General features: G+C 28.7%; 17 protein-coding genes and 2 pseudogenes. 3 read left to right on the forward strand and 16 right to left on the reverse strand.

Annotated elements, in window-relative coordinates:
- Positions 1-59 precede the first annotated feature (59 nt).
- From KEC93_RS16050 to KEC93_RS16085, 8 genes are all read right to left on the reverse strand, one after another.
- Positions 60-2135 carry an ATP-dependent helicase gene (locus KEC93_RS16050; RefSeq protein WP_077868501.1) on the reverse strand — a complete coding sequence of 692 codons (2076 nt, stop codon included), beginning with the start codon at positions 2133-2135 and terminating at the stop codon, positions 60-62.
- 9 nt (positions 2136-2144) lie between these two features.
- A complete protein-coding gene (locus tag KEC93_RS16055) occupies positions 2145-4808 on the reverse strand; it encodes a DEAD/DEAH box helicase (protein ID WP_077868500.1) in 2664 nt (887 codons plus the stop codon).
- A gap of 90 nt (positions 4809-4898) precedes the next feature.
- The gene (locus tag KEC93_RS16060) at positions 4899-5111 is read right to left on the reverse strand and encodes a hypothetical protein (protein ID WP_077868499.1); all 213 of its coding nucleotides are present in this window, start codon (positions 5109-5111) and stop codon (positions 4899-4901) included.
- 706 nt (positions 5112-5817) lie between these two features.
- Positions 5818-6816 (reverse strand): HNH endonuclease, encoded by a 999-nt coding sequence (locus tag KEC93_RS16065; RefSeq protein ID WP_077830283.1) that lies wholly within the window; start codon positions 6814-6816, stop codon positions 5818-5820.
- A gap of 131 nt (positions 6817-6947) precedes the next feature.
- Positions 6948-8612, reverse strand: coding sequence for an MORN repeat-containing protein (locus tag KEC93_RS16070; protein ID WP_077830282.1), 1665 nt, complete (start codon positions 8610-8612; stop codon positions 6948-6950).
- Positions 8613-8766: 154 nt separating this feature from the next.
- Complete coding sequence (locus KEC93_RS16075) at positions 8767-9435, reverse strand: HNH endonuclease (protein WP_077307637.1); 669 nt, start codon at positions 9433-9435, stop codon at positions 8767-8769.
- Positions 9428-10702, reverse strand: a complete 1275-nt coding sequence (locus KEC93_RS16080) for an AAA family ATPase (protein WP_077830281.1) — start codon at positions 10700-10702, stop codon at positions 9428-9430. Before KEC93_RS16080 ends, KEC93_RS16075 begins: the two co-directional genes overlap by 8 nt.
- Before the next feature lie 429 nt (positions 10703-11131).
- Complete coding sequence (locus KEC93_RS16085; protein WP_077868498.1) at positions 11132-11701, reverse strand: hypothetical protein; 570 nt, start codon at positions 11699-11701, stop codon at positions 11132-11134.
- Between the two features lie 564 nt (positions 11702-12265).
- Here KEC93_RS16085 and KEC93_RS16090 point away from each other — a divergent pair.
- Positions 12266-12718 (forward strand): annotated as a pseudogene (locus KEC93_RS16090) (RNA polymerase sigma factor); the annotation flags it as partial.
- A 219-nt stretch (positions 12719-12937) separates the two neighbouring features.
- Here the strand turns inward: KEC93_RS16090 and KEC93_RS16095 are convergent.
- Positions 12938-14644 (reverse strand): AAA family ATPase, encoded by a 1707-nt coding sequence (locus KEC93_RS16095; protein ID WP_077868497.1) that lies wholly within the window; start codon positions 14642-14644, stop codon positions 12938-12940.
- Positions 14645-15052: 408 nt separating this feature from the next.
- On the opposite strand from KEC93_RS16095, the gene KEC93_RS16100 reads away from it, so the two are divergent.
- On the forward strand, positions 15053-15625 hold the full coding sequence (locus KEC93_RS16100) for a sigma-70 family RNA polymerase sigma factor (protein WP_077868496.1): 573 nt from the start codon (positions 15053-15055) through the stop codon (positions 15623-15625).
- 108 nt (positions 15626-15733) lie between these two features.
- On the opposite strand, the pseudogene KEC93_RS16105 reads toward KEC93_RS16100, so the two are convergent.
- The 3 genes and pseudogenes from KEC93_RS16105 to KEC93_RS16115 all read right to left on the reverse strand — a co-directional run.
- Positions 15734-15913: pseudogene (locus KEC93_RS16105) on the reverse strand (hypothetical protein); the annotation flags it as partial.
- 167 nt (positions 15914-16080) lie between these two features.
- On the reverse strand, positions 16081-17472 hold the full coding sequence (locus tag KEC93_RS16110) for an MATE family efflux transporter (protein WP_077868493.1): 1392 nt from the start codon (positions 17470-17472) through the stop codon (positions 16081-16083).
- Positions 17473-17530: 58 nt separating this feature from the next.
- Positions 17531-18406, reverse strand: coding sequence for a helix-turn-helix domain-containing protein (locus KEC93_RS16115; protein ID WP_077868491.1), 876 nt, complete (start codon positions 18404-18406; stop codon positions 17531-17533).
- An 814-nt stretch (positions 18407-19220) separates the two neighbouring features.
- Between KEC93_RS16115 and KEC93_RS16120 the strand changes: the two genes are divergently transcribed.
- The gene (locus tag KEC93_RS16120) at positions 19221-19421 is read left to right on the forward strand and encodes a YvrJ family protein (RefSeq protein WP_012059349.1); all 201 of its coding nucleotides are present in this window, start codon (positions 19221-19223) and stop codon (positions 19419-19421) included.
- Positions 19422-19727: 306 nt separating this feature from the next.
- Here the strand turns inward: KEC93_RS16120 and KEC93_RS16125 are convergent, their stop codons facing one another.
- The 4 genes from KEC93_RS16125 to KEC93_RS16140 form a co-directional block, all read right to left on the reverse strand.
- Entirely contained in the window at positions 19728-20492 is a 765-nt protein-coding gene (locus tag KEC93_RS16125) for a hypothetical protein (protein ID WP_077868489.1), read from the reverse strand.
- Between the two features lie 63 nt (positions 20493-20555).
- Positions 20556-21389, reverse strand: a complete 834-nt coding sequence (locus KEC93_RS16130) for a hypothetical protein (protein WP_173696070.1) — start codon at positions 21387-21389, stop codon at positions 20556-20558.
- Positions 21390-21497: 108 nt separating this feature from the next.
- Entirely contained in the window at positions 21498-22103 is a 606-nt protein-coding gene (locus KEC93_RS16135) for a hypothetical protein (RefSeq protein ID WP_077868488.1), read from the reverse strand.
- 135 nt (positions 22104-22238) lie between these two features.
- Positions 22239-22988: a hypothetical protein gene (locus KEC93_RS16140; RefSeq protein ID WP_077868486.1), complete on the reverse strand. Its 750-nt coding sequence runs from the start codon at positions 22986-22988 to the stop codon at positions 22239-22241.
- Positions 22989-23038: the final 50 nt, after the last annotated feature.

Raw genomic sequence — 23038 nt, forward strand, 5'->3', positions numbered from 1 at the left:
TAAAATGTTGTTTTTATTTACTAATTATCTTTTGCACATTACCTATATAAGAAAAATATCTACAAAAATTCTAGTTCGCTAAAGGCTTTTATAAATTCTTTCACTCCATAATTCTCAAATTCTACTTCAATCATCATATCATCTTCTTTTAGGACTTTTCCTGTTCCGTACTTCTTGTGGCTTACCTTTTTAATTGATGTTTCATTTATTTCTTCAACTACTGGTAATTCTACTGCTTCAGTAACTGAAATTTCCTCTTTCTTTCCCTTAGTCTTTGCCTCTTGAATTTGTTTTTTAAGTTCTTGAAGATTTACATTATTATTTTTAACCTTATCATTTTGGATTAATTTCTCTGGAATCATATGAATATATCTACTTTCTCCAGGGGCTGCTTTTTGATAATCTGGATTTGTATAATAAGAAAGTTCTAGATAATCTTTTGCTCTAGTGATTCCAACAAAAAATAATCTTTGTTCCTCTTCTTCCTCCATATCTCTTGTATGAAGTGGAATTAACCCATAATTAACTCCTGTAATAAACACATAAGAAAACTCTAAACCTTTAGAGGCATGTAAGGTCATAAGCTTAACAGAATCTATATCGCTATTTATATCCTTCTTTAAAATATTTACTCCATATAAAGCTGATGAATTTATAAACTCTCTAAGTCCATCTAAAAATATCATTTGTTTTTCTTTCACATATTCTATGATTATATCAAGCAACGCATTTATAGCTTCTTTATCATCTATATATGTAGCTGAAGTTGGCTTTATATACTTATCAAATTCAAAATAATTATAAATCTCTTCTGCCATCTTAATTTCAGAACATTTATTTAAAAATTCATGCATCTTTTCTAGTAGTTCTGATTTAATTATGTTCTGCTCTTTAACTATCTTTCTTGCAGTCTTTTCTGTCATTTTCTCTCCATATTCTTTATTGCTAAGAACATAAATTGCAGAGGAAAAATCATTAGGATTTACGCAAAAACGAAATAGTTTAATCATCCAATTTAACACTGGACTGTCACTTATGGTTTTCTTCATAGATACTTCAAAAGGAATATCATTTTTTAAAAACACATCTTCAAAGACCTGAGACTGGTTTTGCAGTCTATAAAAAATTGCAATCTCCTTATAAGGCACACCTGATTTATGTATTTCCTTGATCTTATCTGCCAAATAACACGCTTCATTAAAAGGATTATAATGATTTTTAACTATAATTTTATTTTCAGTTTCTCTAGCGCCCATTAAGCGACTTCCATTTTGCTGAAAGCATCTTGCTGCTTCTAAAATAGCATTACTTGAACGGTAATTTATTGGAAGAGAAAGCTCCTTTGCATTATACTTATGCTTTAATGTGTAAACCACGTTTAAAGAACTTCCACGCCAGCTGTAAATAACCTGATTTGGATCACCAACTGCAAATAATTTAGTATTTTCACCTTTTAACTTATCAATAAAATCAAGCTGTATTTTATCGCTGTCTTGAACCTCATCAATAATAATCCACTTAGGTTCTATTTTATGCTCACCTAATAATAAATTTGCATTTTGCAATATATCTGAAAAAGACATCTTATTTTGTTTTATCTTCTCTTCCTTTAGCAGCTCTACAAGCTTAAAAATATCATCATCATAAGGCGAAATCTTTTCTTCTTCCTTTTCAATAACCATAGCTTGCTCAAGTCTCTTTTTTAAACGGTTCTTATATTTAATTTTGAGCTTTTCTTCTTGGATTATCTGCAAGGCAATATCTAATTCCTCATCTGGCTCTATTACTAAAAAATCTTTTTCATATCTTATTTTTTCAATTGGCAATACTTCTTTAAGTAAATGAAGGGCCACACTATGAAAGGTTCCAAAGCCCTCTAATTCATCTGATTTTATACTCTCATCAGAAGCCATTAATCTTTCTTTAATTTCATTTGCAGCTTTATTAGTAAAAGTTAATACAATCATATCTTTATAACTAATATTTTTTGCATAATGAAGATACACGATTTTTGAAATCAAAACTGTTGTTTTTCCACTTCCAACATTTGCATTTACAACACATGCATCACTTTCATCAAGTACTGCTTCTCTTTGATATTCATTTAGTCTTTCTAGCTCTTTTTCATAATGCATGTTATTCTCCTATTCTGTAAGATCTTCATATCTTCTTTGTAATTTACTTTTTACATTCTTTCTATCTTCATCTATCTCTTCAAGTCTGACACTTAATTCAATTCCCATTGGAGCATCTGTATGGAAAGAAATAATATTTAATATGCTCTTTTTATTACTTTCTTCCATTACCCATTCTCTATAAAATGCATTATTTAAAACTAAAATTAAAGTACGATTATCTATTTCCACCTTAGGGATTGTACTTAAAAATTTTGCAAATGCATCTCCATTCTCCTGCATATACTCACAGAATTCTTTCCATTTTTCCTGTAATTCATTAAACTTAAATGCTTTCTTAATAAAGGTTGCTGGAGCATATTGTGCTAACTTAATATCCTTTGGTGCCTCTATCTCCTCTAATAAATTCTTAAGCCCCCATAGAACCATAGCTTTATTTAATTGATAATCTCCAATACATGCAGCGCAGCCATTATCACATGTACATCCGCCTACCATCTTGATTGCATTTTCAATAATCTTTGCAGTTAAGTCAAATACTTTCTCAGAATAACCAAGTCCACCTACGTATTTATCATAAATAAACATATAAACTTCGCTATCATAATTTTGACTTATTTCTATTGCATTGTTAGACATTACAACACCTATGTCTTCCTGTTCTGTCATGGTTGCCATCATTGCTGCATTTTTAATTGCGTAACATACACCTTCAAAATGATTATTTCTTATAAAGTTTCCATTTTGACTTTCCTGAAGGAGCCTTCTATATACCGTAACAACATTGTCAGGAATCTTTATCCAAGTGCTTTCTGTATCATAATCCTTTGATAATGGTTTTTCTAACTGTTCAAAACCTAAATTTTGATGATTGTGAAATTGCAGCTTTTTATACATATAAACTATTTCATCAACATTTACATCTCCAAAAGTCACTTTAGTACGTTCATATTCCATATCTTTGCTGCCTTGAATTATCCTTATATTTGTTGTGCCTCCTGGCATTGTATAATAATTTCCATTAAAGGGAATAGCAAAAGCAGTTCTACTTTCTAAGTCAAGCTTTACGACCTGATATTGAACTCCATCATGCATATAAATTGCTCCATTATGAATTTCACGAAAAGCCTGCATTTCATCCATTTCTGTAATTTCTTTATTGTTATCTTTATTTATAAGTTTGTACCTTGCTTTATCAATATTTCTTAAGCTAAAATCTCCTGCTGGAAATGAATTACCACACCATGCAAACTTTCCACTTTGATTAGTTAATTCACTTGCTCTGATTAAAACAGGAATTGTTTCACCTAAATCTGGGAAAATTGAAATATCATCTAAAGTTAATGGTATTTCAGCTGCTGCTGCACGTATATGTGCAAGTTCTATTAAAAGGTTATTCTTGTCTATAACTGCATTTTCACTTCCACTTTCAAAAAGCCAGTCTGGATTAATTGCTATGTACTGATCAAAAGGCAGATTATCAAGGATTAAATAATTGGTACTTTCTTTTCCGTTTCTACCTGCTCTTCCACTCTGCTGCCAAAAAGACGCTCTAGTTCCTGGGTATCCTACAATTACTGTTGTATCAATTTTACCAATATCTATTCCAATCTCTAAAGCATTTGTTGATACTAAACCTCGCAAAACTCCAGTAATCATTTTATTTTCAATTTCTTTACGCTCAAGTGGAGTATATCCTCCCCTATATCCAGATATCTTGTCTTTTAAAGTAGCTCCAAAAAAGTTTTCCGTCTCTAATTTATCTCTTGCTTCCTTTAATACAACCTCAACATTTCTCCTTGATTTGGCAAAAGCAATAAAGCTATTATCATTTTCCACTAAATCAGGTATTAAATCAGCAGCAACTGAAGTTGATTGCACCTGCCCATAATATTTTTTATCATGGCCCATAATCTTTGGCGGTTGCACAAGCTTATAATTTTTCTTTGGAGCTGGTGAACCATCTATGCAAACCTCAAGAAATTTATGTCCACAGATCTCTTCTGCAAGTTCAACTGGATTTGCTATAGTTGCTGAACTGCATAAATACTGAGGCGAGGAATTATAATATCTGCACACCCTGCCAAGCCTTCTAAATACATTTGCAAGATGTGAACCAAAAGCACCTCTATAGGTATGAAGTTCATCAATTACGATATATTTTAAATTAGAAAAGATAAAATCAAAACCAAACTTACTGTGATTCGGTAAAAACGCAGCATTTATCATTTCAGGATTAGTTAAAATAATATTGGCATTTTTTCTAATCCTGCTTCGTTCATTTACAGGCGTATCCCCATCATAAACTCCTGCTGAAATCCTGTTAGCCCCAAAGTATTCTAAGTAAGGCAAAATTGCACGATACTGATCACTTGCAAGGGCCTTTGTAGGATATATAAAAATTGCTCTAGCCAAAGGATTTGATAGAATTTCTTGAATAACAGGCAGCAAAAAGCTAAGAGTTTTTCCACTTGCTGTAGAAGTTGTTATTACAATATTGTTCCTATCCATTGCCTTTTCAAACATTTCTGCTTGATGACTATACAGCTTATCAATCCCATTTTGAGACAAATACTCACATAATTCCTCTGATAAATTACTTGGGTAATCAACATAAGCTGCTTCTCTTTTAGGCATTGTTTTATTATATATAATTAAATCACTTATATTCATTAAATATTGCTCCTATTCTCTTAAGTTACAATCAAAAACAAAACTCCAACTCTAATCTATACTTGTGCGTATAACTCGCCGAAATAAGGATTATGCTGTTGTTCCAGTTTCTAAGGAATTATGATGGATGATTCTAAGATCAGAAGTTGCACCCAAGATGCTAGCCTCAAAGAACAAGCGCTCACAGAGAAAGTTCTGCTTACCAAATGTAAAATTTGGAGCATCACTTTTTGAACTAGCACATTTGGAACAACTTATAGTCAAGCAATAACATCCATCAAAATTACCAATGAAACATTCCATATTATGACCCTTGTGGTTACAAAAGTATATCACTCATTTCTAGTTGAGATATATTTCAAAGATTAAGTATAGCTTATAGTTTGTTTATCTATATTTTGCAACATAGTTAATTGTTTTCTCATATGTCTAAATTCCTTTATAATTATATACCAAAGTTATTAATAATTATATCTTAATGTACTAGGAGAAAATAATTTAGATAACACCTAAAAAAGGTAATAAACATTAAAATTAGATGTTTATTACCTTTATTTAAATTAGATAAATTTATGGTTTTATTATGTTAATATGCTTTTGTAAATTTGGGATATATGTTTTGCTAAAGACAGACACCCAATTATCTCCAAAATCATCAATTGCCTTTTGAATAACTGACATTTTTAGCGCATCAGTCAACTTTCCAATTTACTTTTTCTAGTCGGGATTCCACAAATACCTTGGTCTACTCATCTAGCTGCTTTTACTAAAACCAGACGTTCGATTCTTCTATGGATCATCCTGTAAGAAAACATCAAGGTTTAGAATGTGTAAAACGTTGATGTTTTTATTATTTCACACCATTTCTACATCATAATTTTTTATTAAAATTTAATTATTTAAATCTTGTATTTATCTGCTAGTATTATATTTTTTGGTTTCTATTATATATGAATAATGGGAAGTTTTCTTTAAATATACTTTTCTAATTAATATCACTAAAGAATAATTATCCAATATTATTTTCATTAAGAATATTTCTATGATATGACATATATTTCTCATCAAACGATTCAATAGATATATTATCACAATTATCTATTCTAAGTATCTCATATTGTGATTTAAGTACTTTATCAGATATCTTAATCGTTCCATCCATATTAAATGAAATCAGGTGTTTATCAAATAACTTATCATGATTTGCACATAACAACAATCCATTTTTTAAATCTAAATGTTCTGTAGTATTTTTTTCGCATTTACTATATTCTTTTATATGACTTGCAATTAATAGTTCTTTCATACTTATATCACACAATGCACATTTACAACCATTATTTTTGATAAGATAATCTCTCCATTTTCCTTGTCCTATTCTTTGTTTTACTAATCTGTCCTTATACTTTTGTAGTATATCATGGGAGTTATTTTTTTTATTATCAAATTCATCATCTATACTATTAAATTCATCATTAATAATCTGTAGATCAGCATAATTTATAGATTGCAAATTAGTATTGCAATCATCTTTAAATATATTTTCTATATAATTAAACATTTCCTTCAAATGTTGTTCATGCTTGTCTGTATAATCATTCCTAAAACTTGTTAAATTCTCTCCCTTATCACCTATACTCTTTTTAATATGAGTAAAATTTAAATTCTCTGTATCAATGAATTGTAACTTTTTCAGAATATAACATGTTTTGCTAGTATCATTTTTATTTTGCTTATGATTTTTCGATTTAAAATATTCTTCGTCATTTATTGTTTCATTCTTATCCTTATTATCATCAGTAATTATACATTTATACATTATTTTTCTAATTGGTTCACCAATATACAGATATACGGTATCCCCCTTTTTTGCATTTATTCTACCAAGTCCTCCTGATTTATACTTTCTAAATGGAAGTTCATTATTTTCATCATATGCAATAAATATATCATAAGCGTCATCATATTTATTTTCATCATAATTTATTGTGTGTAATATTCTTGTCATAATTATAATCCCCCAAAATATATTATTCGTTACTTAATCGTATAAACCTTATTTATATACATACTAATTAAAATTTTCACTATCTAATTACTAGGATGACCAAAAGCATACTTGTTAAGTTTAATTTAATTTCATAATTTATGAATTTTTCTTATTTTTTCTTTAGTTCCATACCCCAAATATTTTTTATTTAAATCATCATCTTCGAACCTTTCAGGGTTTCCTCTAGTCCACTTTGTTTCGATAAGCTCCACAACCTCAAGGTATTCATCCTGTAAATTTTCTTTAGTTCTTTGAACTTCATACCTTTCACTTTCTTCTGCCATCTCCTGTTTCACTTCATCAGGAATATCATCCTGTTCATATTCATAAGCACATTCGTTTTCTTCTCTACTCATAAGATATCGTTGACATTGAATATTATCATTATGCCTTTCTATATAACTCCAATCAATCAAAGAAACATTCTTTGTATATCCAATTCCATTCTCCATCTTTCCTTCTTTTATGGTTCCTTTATACTCATATACATCATTAAATGATTTTAGATTACCTAACTTAATTTCACCTGTATATGGTTTATCATTATAATAAGTTCCATTAAAATATTCAATTGAAGCATTTTTACTATTGTCCCTAAATACCCCTTCCTTCTTTTTACCTTGTTCCCAAATACCATCAAATATTACTGATAAATACTCATTGTCTTGATACAAAATTCCATATCCTTCATATTTTCTAACTTTAATATTTCCATCATATTTAACCATATTAGAATCATAGAATATTATTATACGGCCAGTATCTTCCATTCCATTTTCATCAAATTCGATATCAAAGATATTTTCAAACCTATCATCTATATAATTTGAATAATTTCCTTTAATTACTTTATAATCTTTATAAATAAGAGAGTATATTAGATTCCCATTTTCATCATAGTAAGTGTCTTTTCCATTTTTTAAAACACCATTAATATATTCACCATGTATCTTATACTTACCATTGACTTGCTTCATTTTTAGCTGATTTAATTCATCTGAATAATATTTTTCTTCCTCATTAATTTTCCCTTCAATTTTCCTAAAAATTATATAATATTTATTATGCAAAAGACTCTCAATCTTTCCTTCAAAATCCATCCACATATATTTAAGTAAAACATCAATAAATAATTTTCCTGATATGCTTTTAGTTATATCTTTAACAGTTTCAACATCTGAACAAACTTGCGCTTTCTGCAATAATGCAAAATTCCCATAAAGCTCAAAAAGTACATCTATCTCTCTTTTTGATAAAACATTTCTTAATTCAGAGAGATTTTTTATCCAATCATTATTAATTTCAATAGTATTTATTTTTTTTATTTCTTTACTTAGAATTAATGTTACATACAGATTTCTAAGAATTCCAATCTTTAATAGCAAATCATAGTATATAATCATTGCACTCTCTTTTACTTTTTCATTATCCCTATTATCTTCTTTAGCTTTTATTGCTTCAGATAACCTATTACTTTCCTTGCTAGCCTGCAACAGAGCCCAAGATAGTATAGCTGTAACTTCTATCGCCATAATTGTAAAGTAATAGGATATATAATCACCTGTTTTAATACTTGCTGTAGTATCAATAATGACTAACGACAAATCTACATATTGGTATATCCAAGATCCTATATTGCAACCTAGCTTTAATAACAAATTCAATAAATAAATTGCTATTCCTGGAACTAAAAATACAATAGTTATCAATAACAAATAATTGTTTTCTAAATTTTCCTTTACTTTTTTAATCATGCCTCTTCTCCAAATAAATAATTAATTTTTACAATGATAACTTCTAGTTATCAGAACACTCTCTAAACTAAATTATACATTATTATCCTAATCAGCATATGGATAATATGAATTTAACTATTTAGCAATACTAATTGCTTATCAGTGCGATACTTTATGATGCCGAATCTATTGGAAATCCTCGAGCAATAAGAAAGTATTTTATAACAAAACTAAATTCCTTATCTGGCATACATTCTTGTAACAATTGATCAGATATAATATCTCTTATTGTATCTTCTGTAGCTTGCTCCCAACTAAACAAAAGTTTTTCAACCGAACTAATACGTTCGCTACGACGCGTAATCAGTTCAGAACGATTCAAATTTAATTTATTTTCTGTAATAAATGCCCTCTCATCTCCAGGTTTATAGCAAATCATAGGACCCAACACTTGAAAATGTTCATCTGGATCGTCTTCATAGGGATTAATTAAAGGTTTAGCCGGATTGTAATATGTACGTTTTCCAGTTCTATTACATTGCTCACACGCAAGCGTGAGGTTTGTCCACTCAACATAAAGATCTGGTCTGGCTTCAACATTTTTAGGAAGAATATGTTCAATGTCTCCATAAGAATTATGCTTAATCTTACTTTCGCAGTATGCACACTTCCCATTAGTTTCTCTTTCTAAAGTAGATTTTATTATTGGGTTATTGTATCTGCTTGCAATTTCAGGGCTAGGCTTTATTCCTCTAGATAAACAATCACAGTATTCTTTTGTCCATTGCTTGGCATGGTCAACTAATATTTTCGGTTTAGGAAGTTTTGATAATTTAATCATTCTTTTTTCCCTCCGCAACTTTAGCTATAGTTTCAGGGATATATCCATCCAATCCGATTTTATTCAATTCATTTCTAAGATTATCTAAATTTTCTTTTGTCAATTCAAAAGTACTATATTTTTCAACAATTTCTGTTAGCATATCTTCGGCCCAGAACGGCATTGATGAACCAATACCTAATACATCTCTTAGAATAGCGTTAGATGTACCCGCACGATTTATATAATCCAACATCATAGAACAAACCTTATTTTTCTCGTTATAGTCTAAAACATAAACATTTGAATCCTTTTCTGCACTAATCATAAACGGATTATGAGTTGCCACAATAAACTGAACATTTGGAAATGCTTTAATCAAATTATGTAAAAAAGATTTTTGTAGTTCAGGATGAAGATGATTTTCTGGTTCATCTATTACAGCCACAAATTCTTGTGTAGGGGCAGCATACATAAAAAGCTGCCATGTAATATCAATAATTGAAGAAATGCCTCCTGAAACCGCATCTATCGGAAAATTACCGGATTGAGTGCACAAAATAACCTCCGGAATTTCTACTTGTATTTTTTTAAATCCTAACTTAGGTGGCAAAACTATTCTTAAAATCTCTTCATAATCCTCAAATAACTTTTTTGCTTCTAAATTTGAAGATACAGCTCGGTTACCATATCCGAACATTGCAAGTGATGCAATTGTCTCTTTAATCAACCCTGTAGATGATACTTCGTTGGAATTTCTGAACGTATCAAATACAAATGTTTTTGTAAATTCAAAGTATTTTTTATAAATTTCCCCACGATTCATAACTTGTGTAGGAATTGATTTCACCGCACGATATGGAAAAGTAGGACGATGAGAATTAATGTAAAGTCCCTGGATGCTTTGTCTATTCCTAAAACTTACTGAATATGTTTGATTTACTGAATCTGGCAAAATCAAACTAGCGATTGCATCATTTTTATATTGAATCTCTCCTATTTGATACTTTTCAATAGACTCTGGCTCAACCGACTTTTTTATAAAAAATTTCTTTATTCTTTCCCCTAATCTATGTATACTATTGCTATATTTCAAAGTTCCAGTCTCTTCATCCTTTGTATATGAACTTACAAACTGAGAGCCCCAACCAAAATGATCAGCCAACAAGTTTAATATAGTTGTCTTTCCTGCTCCATTTGCACCTGTAAGAACAGTTAGATGTGGATGAAAGGTAATATCTATATCAGAAAATTGCCTCCATTCTTTTATTATCAAACGTTTAAACATTATATATACCTCCTAATTTTTAATAAGTTATCACATTATTTTACCATTTTATACAGTAATATAATATTGCTTAAAACTAATAAGTAAATCTTAACAAAATTATTTGCTATGCAAACTACCCATTATAGACATAATTGTACGTCTTATAATCGTTCCTTCTACATTTTCTTCATAAACCATAATAAGGATAGACTATCTTTTTCAAGCAGATAATCTATCCTTATTATACTACAATATTTGATTATATTACCTATATTTGTATCAATAATTACCATTAATATTGATATATTCAAATTTACTCCAATAAAAAAATAATTCACCAAACTAGATACTTATATTTTCTTTCTTATTATTACTCTTGAAATTAGAGTGCAAAAGATGCATCTTTATTTGAAATAAAGATGCAGCTATAGTAACTTAATTATTATATCAAATCCTATTAGCCGCATTAATCAAACTCTGTTTGTCAACTGGCTGCAAAGGTTGATAGTCTATCTCTGTTATCTTTCCCTTACTTAGATCCCAATAAGCTACTGTTTTAATATTTGCTGGTAAAGTACCTACTATCGTAAATTCTTTAATCAATCCTTTGATTACTCTAACTTCCTCTATCATGTTACTTGGTTGACTAAATGTAATAATAATAAGCTTATTATTTTTATTATCCCATCCGCCTTCTATTGGTATATTTATTCCCTTATGATTAGTAGTAATAAAACTTTTATCTATAGTTACTGTAATCTTAAAATATTGGATTTCATTAAAAGGGTCTTGGTATTGTGACATTGCAAGTGAAACTGCTTTTTGAAGCATATCTTTAGCAAGTTTAAAAGAAAATGGCTTGTGCAAATATATTTGTATTGGATTCAAAGTTTTCTGTGCTAATGTATCTCTAATAACTGCCATAGCTTCTGAAATTGCTCTTGCATAAGCACGATTTCCAGATGTAACATAATTAAAGTATGCTTTAAAAAAGGTATATAATGATTTTAAAGTCATTCTAACACCTTAATGAATTACTAACACTATTAGTTATATTAGCTACTAAACCAAATTAGAATAAATATTTTAATCAGAGTACTTCTTTATATTTAATCTATTTAGATATTTTTTCTGCTACACTCTTAACTCCAGCAATATTGCTTGCACTATATTCTTACTAAGAACACTAAGACTTCTTGTCCCTCCTGTTAGGTAAATTCAAACCACTTGATAATTCATCACATACTTTCGCACCATATTGATTAACTACTTCTAATTTCTAAAATCCTATCGCTTCTAGGTCACATCTCCCCCTATGTTAATATGACTTTCCACATAAAGCTTTATATCTTTTGTTTTGTCATTTCATTAGCTTGATTTGTTCTTTAATAGAACTCATCACAGCTATACCCATTACCATTATCAATTTTTAGCTCTTCCTTTATAATAATTTTTCTTCTCCAAATTGCTTTTATAGCTTTTGACCATATATACTATATGTAGAGATTAATTTAACATTAAACACAATATATGTAAAATAATTCATTAGATTTATAGATCTTATGTATGAAGGAGGTTTATATGGATTTTAATTATATCGAAACTTTAGTTACTAGGTGCAAAGATAATGATGAAGGAGCAAAAGAAAAATTAGCTGAAGAATTTAGACCATTAATTTATAATATCTCAAAGAGAACTTTCATTGATGGATATAACTCATATGATATTATTCAGGAGTGCTATCAATCACTTTTTAAATCTATATCTATGTATAACTTAGACAAGCATAGATTTGTTGCTTATGCTACCAATGCCATTAAAAATAATATAAATGATTTAATTAAGAGAATTAAAACCAGAAGCTCTACTGAAGATAATAAAGCTCTAAGTTTACATGATAATTTTGAAAAGGACATCCCATCACAAGAAATCTCTCCTGAAACTTCATTATGTGAGATGTGTGATTATGAAGAATTAAGACTAGCTCTAAAAAATTTAACTAAAGATGAGAAAGAACTTATAGATTTTGTATTCATATCCTATTGATACTAAATAATCTTCAATGGATTCTTCTAAATTCTTTTCTTTGGGTAACATTTATTTTTCCCTCCTCCATAATTTTGTACACCTAAAATCTCACTTTATACTAAAATTATACAGCTTATCTTTTACATAATTTACTTGTATTTATTATTCTTAAGACAAAAAACAGATAAGATTTTATTAAATTCATCTCATCTGTTCTCATTGCTTCTATATTAATCTAGGATTTCCATTTTCAGGTGCCTGAGTAATCTCAATTTCTTTTCCTTTGAATACAATTGCAAGCTTTATTATATTTTTTACTCCACGGCTTTCAAGCTCCTGTGAATATTTCATGTCTTCTATTTGCTTTAAGGCTGCCTTGCTTCCATCTTCTATTGTTGTCTTTAAAAAATCATCTATTTTCTTAAATTCAATGACAATTCCTATTTTAGAAATGTCCTTTGGAATTAGCATAACATCGTATCGTCCATATCCACTTTCTTTATTAGATTTAACTTCATATTTATCCGAAAGTGATATCAGCATTCCAAGTACAAAAGCATGATAAACCCGTTCTGGTTCAGTTCCTGATACATCAAAGTAACTTAAATTATTTATTACAAACTGCTTAAATATTCCCGAAAATATTTCTATTTCACCATTTATAAGCATATTTAACATCAGTTCATATTTTTCATTAGTCATAGTTTCATTAAACCACTTTTTAATTAAATTTTCATAAAATATATGAACTTCTTCATTAGGAATTTTAAGTTCACATTTTAATCTACCTCTTATATTTTCTGTCTTTACAGCTTTTAAATACCCGCTTAAAAGCAAAAAACTCCAAATATTATCATTAGAATCTTCAACTTCTGACATTACTATACTGTCATCAATCACCTTATTTATAGATTTTCCTTCAATAAGATCTTCTAGTTCAAGTTTCATGTTTTTATCGCCTTTAATTAATAATTTTTTAATCAAATCATTGTTGCTACTATTAATCCAATACGGCATAAAGCCTTCTTTAATATTTTTTAAATAATTCAATACTGACCATGGATTATAAACTACTTCTCCAGCAAAAACATATCCATTATACCATTTCTTAATACTTTCAATCTTTTCCACTGCCTCATAATAATTAGCTAAATCAAAAACTTCATTTTCTGTAAAACCAAATTTATCATTAAAATTATATCTTAAAATAGTATTTACCTCTAAATTATTAAGTCCTGAAAAAATACTTTCTTTTGCAACTCTAAGGATTCCTGTTATTAGTGATTTTTCAACATATGGATTATCTTTAAGTGCTGAAGTTAATAAATTTCTTATTGATACAATCATATTATCGTAGTAACCACGCAAATATCCTTCTTGAATTGGCACATCATATTCATCTATAAATAGCATTACCTTTTTGCCATAATGCTTATTCATATATCCCATAAGATTGCTTATGCCCTCATATAAAACACCTATTGAAGCTTTTCTTGAAATTATTTCTTTAAAATCATTTTTATCAAATTCTGATAACTTATTACTATATAACAAATACTCATGTTCTTTATATAAGTTAGATAATAGCACCTTAATTCCATCTTGAAAGTCTTCAAATGAAATATGTTTTTGATTTTTAAAAGTAATAAAAATAACTGGATACTGCCCTTGAAGCTTCATTATCTCTTTTTCATTTTCTATTTTTAAGTTTTTAAATAAATCTTTGGTATCATCTTTGGTTCTTATATCAAAAAAATATCTTAACATACTTAAATTCAAGGTTTTTCCAAACCTTCTTGGTCTTGGTGTTAAGATAATTTTTGCTCCATTTTCTATAAATTCTTTTATTAATAAACTCTTATCTACAAAAAAATTATTTCCTTCTATTAATTCTTTAAAATCAGATGCTCCAATCTGTATATTTTTTCTCATTTTATTACCCCTTTTCTCCTCACCAATTTCCTCTTGCTATATACTATTTTTATTATATCCAATTTTATATATTATTAAAAGAAGTAATCACGAGACTAATAAAAACACTAAAGCGATTTTTTATTCTTTATTTCCTAATATATTTTCCTTATTCAGTTAAATACGTAGAGACGTCATCAAGAAACTTATCTTCATCTTTAGTTACCTCCGCTACTGTTATCCATGGTACATTATTTCCTCCAAAATATAGCGGATCTTCTGCTGGTCTTTTAAATAATTTTCAATTTCCATATAGGTTCTAGATAATTTAACCATATATACTATATGTAGAGATTAATTTAACATTAAACACAATATATGTAAAATAATTCATTGATTTTATAGATCTTATGTATGAAGGAGGTTTATATGGATTTTAATTATATCGAAACTTTAGTTACTAGGTGCAAAGATAATGATGAAGGAGCAAAAGAAAAATTAGCTGAAGAATTTAGACCATTAATTTATAATATCTCAAAGAGAACTTTTATTGATGGGTATAACTCATATGATATTGTTCAGGAATGTTATCAATCGCTTTTTAAATCTATCTCTATGTATAACTTAGATAAGCATAGATTCGTTGCTTATGCTACCAATGCCATAAAAAATAATATAAATGATTTGATTAAGAGAATTAAAACCAGAAGCTCTACTGAAGGTAATAATGCTCTAAGCTTACATGATAATTTTGAAAAGGACATCCCATCGCAAGAAATTTCTCCTGAAACTTCATTATGTGAGATGTGTGATTATGAAGAATTAAGACTAGCTCTAAAAAATCTAACTAAAGATGAGAAAGAACTTATAGATTTTGTATTCTTTAAAAATTATACAGTTCTGGATTATGCCCATATAAAAAATATGTGCTATTCTACTGCTATTGTAAGAAAGAAAAACATTCTAAGAAAAATTCACAATAATATTTCATTTTATTATTAAAGCTAAACGTCTAACAGCTCCAAGGTTAATTTTTTTATCCTTGGAGCTGTTATTATTACAATGTGATTTATATTATATTCCCATAATTTTAAAGATTAAATATACACTTTATTCAAAACTAAAATTATTTATAACCTCAGTAGTTTCCTCCACATAGCTTTCAACCACTTCATCAATTCCATCACAAATATATCTAAGGCTACATCCCTGACATTTATCTAGTATCCCATTCTCTAACAAAGAACATTTTAAGTCATCCTGAAAAGTAGAATTTCTAATTGCTAAAGCTGTAAATGAAATTAAAAAGTATTCATCCAGACATTAGCATATGTGTCAGCACCATAGTTGATATTTCTATAGATTATTACCATAATCACATTGTAAATGAAGGCGGTACTCAATAGAAAACAAATTAATGGCTTACCACCTTCAACAATACACTTAATACCATAATATCAACAAAGCTTGAAATGTGAATTTTTATTTTCTCCTTCAATTAAGTTTAATTTATTCATCTTTTTTATCTCACGATATATAAAAATTAAAGATATCGTTGCAGCAAGAAAATCAGCTAATGGAACAGATACAAAAATACCAGTGACTTTAAGAAATATTGGGATGATTAACATTAATGGTATTACAAATAAAACTGGTTTCATTATTGATAAAAATAATGCAGGCTTAGGTTTGCCAATATACTGAAAAAAGCTTGAAGCAATTACTTGAACACCTACTAAAGGACTCATAAGTATCAGTAATCTTAAAATAGGAACCGTCAATACTATTAATTCATTATCAGATGTAAAAGCACCCGCTATTTTGTTTGTAAAACCAATAATTATAACTAAAAATACCAATGAAATTATAACTGATGCTAAAATTGCAAGCTTTAAGCTTTGTTTTACTCTATCGAATTTTTTAGCACCATAATTAAATCCTATAATAGGCTGAAGAGCTTGTCTAATTCCATACATAGTAATGGTAATAAACCCGAATACACGATTATATATACCAATTGCAGAAACATATAAGTCAGATCCTCCATAAATTTTTAATGAATTATTTAATACTATGGCTAGAATTCCATAAGCTAGTTGAGTCATAAACATAGATAATCCTAAGGAAATCGCTTCCTTTAATAATTTTATATTAATTGTTAAATTTTTAACTTTTACCCCTAAAATTTTGCTATTAAAACAGATGTATACTAGTAAAAATATGAAACATATTATTTGCGAAATGTCTGTAGCAATGGCAGCTCCTTTTATACCATATTGAAGTCTTGTAACCAATATATAATCTAACGGAATATTAATTACAGGCCCTATTATCATACTTATCATAGCAATATTAGCATGTCCTTCTGATTGTATGATGCTATTAGCAACAATACTAAAAACGAAAAAAACACTGCAATATAAAGTAATTCTAAAGAATGTTACAGCATAAGGTAGTATATTTTCCAAGGAACCAAAGATATATAACATAGGTCTTATGAAAACCAGTCCTATAACCATAATTAAAATTCCTAATAAAACAGATGATGTTAATGCAGTACCCACAGCCTTTTCTGCTCTTAGTTTATCTCCCGCTCCAAGACTTCTAGAAGTTATAGAAGCAATTCCAACTCCAATCATTTGAGAAAGCGCCAGTATTATTTGCTGAATAGGAAAGACTATAGTTAAAGCTGCAATTCCTAAGCTACCATTAGGCTGATTACCTATAAAAATTGCATCAATAATGTTATATAATACATTAGCTAAAAATACACTTATAGCAGGAATAGAAAACTTAAAGAGTAATTTTTTGATACTACCTTCCAGAATAAAATTTTCAAGTTCAGTCATATTATTACCTCCTCTTACTTTTCTTTATTATAACAATCCGCGTAAAAGATTTTTTGACCTATCTTGCTGTTATCGGAATAAAAAGATATGCATCAATATTTTTTTGATTAGGTACAAAACCATTGGGATAAAACTCATATGCGTAATTATCGCATGGGACATACAATTCATCATTAAGTAAGCTAAACCAGTTTCTCTGTATCTGAATCTGTATCTTTTCGATTATATTTGTTAAGGAATATACTGCATAATCATTCTCCGGTATATATTTATGTACTAATTCAGCATCTTTCCTGTCAATCTGACTAAAATATCGACTATCAATTCCAGCGATAAAATCGAACTCATAACTCCTCACTTCTTCATTTTTACAAAAATCCAATCCGTAAACCCCATCAATTTGATTATATATTTTATCCAATTGCACTTTTTGAGCAGTTTGATTAAAAATACGTGCAACATCATGTTTTTTATTATCCCCATGATACAATAATCCTGTTATCTCAAAAGAATTTTTATGTATTATTTGATATTCTGTTGCTGTTCCATATGACATCACCCTCTCGATGTCTTCCTGTGTAATTGAATATTTATATAAATTTAAATATTCAATCTTATTGTCACGATAATCCTTTGGTGTAATACCAAAATATGCCTTAAACATACGGGTAAAACTTTCCTGAGAACTATATCCACACATTATAGCTATATTCAATATACTATCTCTTGTCTCTAATAAGCTCATCGCTGCAATTGTAAGCCTACGCTTCATTTGATAATCCCCAATATTCTCTCCCAACACTGCTTTGAATAATCTCGCATAGTGAAATTTAGAAAAATTAAACTGCTTCGCAAGTTGTTCTAATGAAACTCCCTCAAACAAGTGTTTTTCTAAATATTCAATTGCATCCAAAACATAATTCTTTGTATTCATAACATCACCTCATAGATTTTTCTTAATTACTTGATCTAAGCTTATATGACATAAAACTTAAAGCTACCAATGTTGCCTTTTCTAGATTTGATGGATATAATTACCCTATCTTAGAGAAAAAAAAGTACCTATGTTTTTCGCAGAATAGTACTAGAATATCATATCATTATTATACTACAATTTTTTATTATTTTGCCTATATTTTCCTCAATTATAATTTACTGTTTTAATAATATACATGTTAATCAAATTTCAAAACTGTTTTCATTATCCCAAGCCCTCCCCATCAAATGTAATGTAATCACAATACGTAACCTACGTTTATTGAAAAAATAACCATTGCTATCAATCCAAAGGCTATAATAAATATTACAGATCCATCTATTTTTTACAAAAGTCTTCTCTCTTTTTTAATTCAATTCTTATTTCACTCCTAATCATTTAACAAACACACTCTATAATTTTATTCCGCGATTAAAATTTTTCTCCCCTAATATTTAAGACGTATTTTCCTATCTTAAACCACATAAAAATCGAACTTTTTTAAGCCAACAGCCTTCAAACCCGCATTATTCCAGCATATTCTTCAGAATATTAGAATATCAGAATATATATTCTAGTATTCTGAAGAATAAATATGGTGGAGAATATATATTCTTTACCATATAAGAATATTGACTAAATGTTTTGAGCTTGTAATATTTTTAGAATTATGATGAAGAATTATTTTTGCAACGTATATATAATAATTTCATTAACTATTTTAAAATTGTTTATGTACATTCATATATCCATTAAAAGGAGGTGGATATATATGCAGGTAACTGATTTAATTAATCTTATGGTTAACAATGGCTTTGCTATAGCTGTAGCAGCATATTTGCTAATACGCTTAGAAAGACAAATTGATAACTTATCCTCATCAATTAATAGGTTAAATACTATAATATCAGCTAAACTTGGAGTAGCTATTGATACTGATAGTCCTAATGATGATTCTCATAACGTAGCTTAAAAAAAGGCAATAAACATTATGAAGTGCCCTCCAAATATTAAATATGAGTATATCATATTTCTAACATTTGGGGGGCACTTCATTGATTTTGAATGTTTATTGACTTTAAACTTGTTTGATTATATCCTATTAAATTATTCTTTTGGATTGAGTTCAAGTTCATCATTTATTTCTTTAATATCACTATACTTAAGTGATTTATCCAATATAAGTGAAGCCTTATGCGCCAATCTGGCACCCAAATTAAGGAATAGTCTAATGCCTTGTTGCAGCTTGCACCTTTTTCCTTTATGATGCAGCTAATTATTATTCAAACTCATCCATATTGGCTGTCACTATTCCCTCTGCGCCTTCCCCTTTATCTATTTTTCCAAACCTTTTTAATGAAGAATCATATTCATCTTTAGAAACTTCCTGTCCATTTACATAATAAGTTGCATCTCCATTTATAAATCTACCTGCATTATCCCAACATGAATATACTTCTTTGCATTTATTATTTTCTAATTTATATCCTCTGGCATAATTATTTCCTTGATTTCCACCACAAATAAAAAATACTTTCTCTGAACTACTATATCCATAATAATCACCATGAGAATTTTCTATTTGTTCTACATTAACATTTCCATTATCATATGTAACTACAAATAATGATTCCCCAGCTAATCCCAAACCACACTCTGAGTTAAATAACATCTCTGAAGTACCATCTTGATTTATATCCAAAATTATGGGGTTATATATTGAAGTTGTATTTGTAGTTTTTTTAATCCAATCTTTATCACTTAATAAGCTCTCATATTTCTTTATTTCTTCTGAAGGCTCATTAATATATGCTCCATTTGAATTTAAATAGTATCCATCAATAATTATGTCATGCAGCATATAACCATCATAATCAAAATAATACCATTTTCCATCTATTAAGCTCCAACAATTTTTAGCATATGAATTACCTTCTGTATACCACCAACCTTTAGAATCGCTTTTCCACTGCGCACTTGCACCTATTGGATTTAATGCTAATACTGAAGCTACTATTAATGCACTTGCAATCATTTTTTTCATATAAATTATTCCCCTTTTTATCACTTCTTTAATACTCTAAACTTTATAGATTGTCCTAAATCACTACTTACCTAAATCTTCTAAAAGTGGTCCGACTTTATTTTGACCTTCACTATCTAACTTTTCATATAATTTTTCAAGTGCATTATAATATTCATCTTTAGAAACACTTTTGTTATTTGTATAATCCTCTTCACTTATAAAATAACCTTTATGTGGGCCACCAGTATGATCTTTGGTAGAATCGTAGTAAAAATACACTTCTTTTAACTCATTATTGTCTACTTTATATCCTTTAATCTCATTACTTCCCTGAAAGTAGCCATAAACAAAAAATACATTTTCAGATTTACTATATCCAGAGTATTCAGCATAGGTAACATCAATACTCTTTAGTACATTAATATTTCCTTTGTTATAAGTTACTACGGAAATTGAATTTTGAGATTCATTTGTTACTATCATTTCTTTAGTACCATCATTATTAAAATCCATAACTATGCCCCTTAGTGGTGCATTTACTTCTATCATACTATTTGCAGTAAACCCTCTCTGCCATTTCATGCCGTTAGTTATTCTATCGTACCAATCATCACTTTTAATTATTTTTGCATATTCTTTTATTTCTTCAGATGGATTATTTACATAAACTCCATTAGAATCCACATAATAACCTTCTACAATTTCATCATGCTTCATATACCCAGTATCATAATCAAAATAATACCATTTACCGTTTATATCCTTCCAGCCCTTAGACCAACTGCTTCCTTCTGAATCCCACCAGCCTTTAGAATCTTGTTTCCACTGCGCACTTGCTCCTATTGGATTTAATGCCAATACTGAAAGCGCAATTAATGAACCTGCTATTATTTTTGTTAATTTTAATCTTTTCATTAATTATTTCCCCTTTACTCATACAATACTTTACATTTACTCACTTCTTATATCACTCAGTTAATCTTAATTTTTCATAACTTATTCTCTTAATTCTTATACTTATTATTAAATCCAAGCACCACTAGAACCTAATGTATATCCCTCTATTGTTGTATCATGTGCCATTTCTCCATTACTATAGCAATAATACCATTTACCATTATCATAAATCCAACCTGTTTGAAGTACTCCATCTTTAAAATATTTCCACTTATTATCACTTGCTTTATACCAGCCATTCCATCCAATCCATCCATGTAATGTATTGTAGCTATCTCCATAAAATTCAAAATAACTATATACATTTCCATCTTTTGATAAAGTTAAATCTCCGCCTCCAGTACCTCGAGATTCTTCATAAACATATTTTGAAGTTAATCCATAATAAAAGGAAATATGAGGTGTTTCACTATAACTAAAATAATATAATTTTTCATCTGCAAGATTAGCACTAGTATAATAATTATCTTCGTAATAAAATTCTTTTTTTACTGTTGTTTCCCCTTGAAATTTAAGTTCATTTGTAGTTATATCAGTTGTTTTTGCTATTTCAGATTTCATTTGTTCAACATTTATGTTATCTTCTGCATTAGCATAAATCGAATTAGATATTGTTAAAGACATTGCTATAATTGTTAAAGATATTGTTTTTATTAAATCATTTTTAATCATTATTATTTCTCCCCCTGTTACGAATTTACTCAACGCTAAAAAGTATTGAGTAAATCTTACTTAGCTTTAAACTCTATAAAAAATGCTATCACTAAATTACCAAAAAAATACTTACATTAATTAGTGTATCTAAATTTACTTAGATAGAGTTTTTATTTTAGCTCTATATTGATTAGTTAATTGCTGAGCCTGATCAATTCCCTGTGGAAAAGTACTTTCATTTACTGTATATGCTATAACAACTAATTTATCTGAAGCATCAAAATAGAATCTAATATTAAATCTTGTTATTCCTTCATAATATGAATATGTTACACATTTTTTCTCAGGATTTGACTTCCAATCCCCATACATATAAAGCATATCACCGCTTGTTACATTTTTAATTTCTGTATTTCCATAAGCAGCCAATACTTCACTTAATGAACTACCAATTTTAATTCCTTTGCTTGTTTGACTTTTATCTTTCCCATACTCAGAATCTTTTTGACTTAAATAACATCCCCAGCCTTTTACGTAATCATTAGCATAAAACCAATCAATTATATTTTTATATCCTTTTAATGAATTAGTCGTATCAGTTCCTTCAAAATTAAAATCTTCCCTTGATAATGTTCCTACACCTGTTTTAATTACTGCTCCACTAGCATCTAATGTGTTACCATCAACTATAGTATTAGATTGCATATAGCCACTATAATCAAAATTATAGTATTTTCCATCTATATTTCTCCAACCTATAGCCCAAGAATCATCTCCTTCTGAATACCACCAACCAGTATTATCTTTCCTCCACTCTGCACTTGCTCCTATTGGATTTAATGCTAATACTGAAACTGCTATTAATGAACTTGCTATTATTTTTGTTAATTTTACTTTTCCCATTGATTATTTCCCCCTTGATAATTGTTTTTATATTTTTGTTTTCATTATTT

The organism is Clostridium beijerinckii, assembly GCF_018223745.1.
Taxonomy (GTDB): Bacteria; Bacillota; Clostridia; order Clostridiales; family Clostridiaceae; genus Clostridium; species Clostridium beijerinckii.

Bases quoted from the DNA above. Each gene is read 5' to 3' on its own strand.
- KEC93_RS16135 (WP_077868488.1), bottom strand. From the start codon at position 22,103: ATGATTAAAAATGATTTAATAAAAACAATATCTTTAACAATTATAGCA.
- KEC93_RS16050 (WP_077868501.1), bottom strand. From the start codon at position 2,135: ATGCATTATGAAAAAGAGCTAGAAAGACTAAATGAATATCAAAGAGAA.
- KEC93_RS16125 (WP_077868489.1), bottom strand. From the start codon at position 20,492: ATGAAAAAAATGATTGCAAGTGCATTAATAGTAGCTTCAGTATTAGCA.
- KEC93_RS16140 (WP_077868486.1), bottom strand. From the start codon at position 22,988: ATGGGAAAAGTAAAATTAACAAAAATAATAGCAAGTTCATTAATAGCA.
- KEC93_RS16070 (WP_077830282.1), bottom strand. From the start codon at position 8,612: ATGATTAAAAAAGTAAAGGAAAATTTAGAAAACAATTATTTGTTATTG.
- KEC93_RS16055 (WP_077868500.1), bottom strand. From the start codon at position 4,808: ATGAATATAAGTGATTTAATTATATATAATAAAACAATGCCTAAAAGA.
- KEC93_RS16115 (WP_077868491.1), bottom strand. From the start codon at position 18,406: ATGAATACAAAGAATTATGTTTTGGATGCAATTGAATATTTAGAAAAA.
- KEC93_RS16060 (WP_077868499.1), bottom strand. From the start codon at position 5,111: ATGGAATGTTTCATTGGTAATTTTGATGGATGTTATTGCTTGACTATA.
- KEC93_RS16130 (WP_173696070.1), bottom strand. From the start codon at position 21,389: ATGAAAAGATTAAAATTAACAAAAATAATAGCAGGTTCATTAATTGCG.
- KEC93_RS16085 (WP_077868498.1), bottom strand. From the start codon at position 11,701: ATGACTTTAAAATCATTATATACCTTTTTTAAAGCATACTTTAATTAT.
- KEC93_RS16120 (WP_012059349.1), top strand. From the start codon at position 19,221: ATGCAGGTAACTGATTTAATTAATCTTATGGTTAACAATGGCTTTGCT.
- KEC93_RS16095 (WP_077868497.1), bottom strand. From the start codon at position 14,644: ATGAGAAAAAATATACAGATTGGAGCATCTGATTTTAAAGAATTAATA.
- KEC93_RS16065 (WP_077830283.1), bottom strand. From the start codon at position 6,816: ATGACAAGAATATTACACACAATAAATTATGATGAAAATAAATATGAT.
- KEC93_RS16080 (WP_077830281.1), bottom strand. From the start codon at position 10,702: ATGTTTAAACGTTTGATAATAAAAGAATGGAGGCAATTTTCTGATATA.
- KEC93_RS16075 (WP_077307637.1), bottom strand. From the start codon at position 9,435: ATGATTAAATTATCAAAACTTCCTAAACCGAAAATATTAGTTGACCAT.
- KEC93_RS16100 (WP_077868496.1), top strand. From the start codon at position 15,053: ATGGATTTTAATTATATCGAAACTTTAGTTACTAGGTGCAAAGATAAT.
- KEC93_RS16110 (WP_077868493.1), bottom strand. From the start codon at position 17,472: ATGACTGAACTTGAAAATTTTATTCTGGAAGGTAGTATCAAAAAATTA.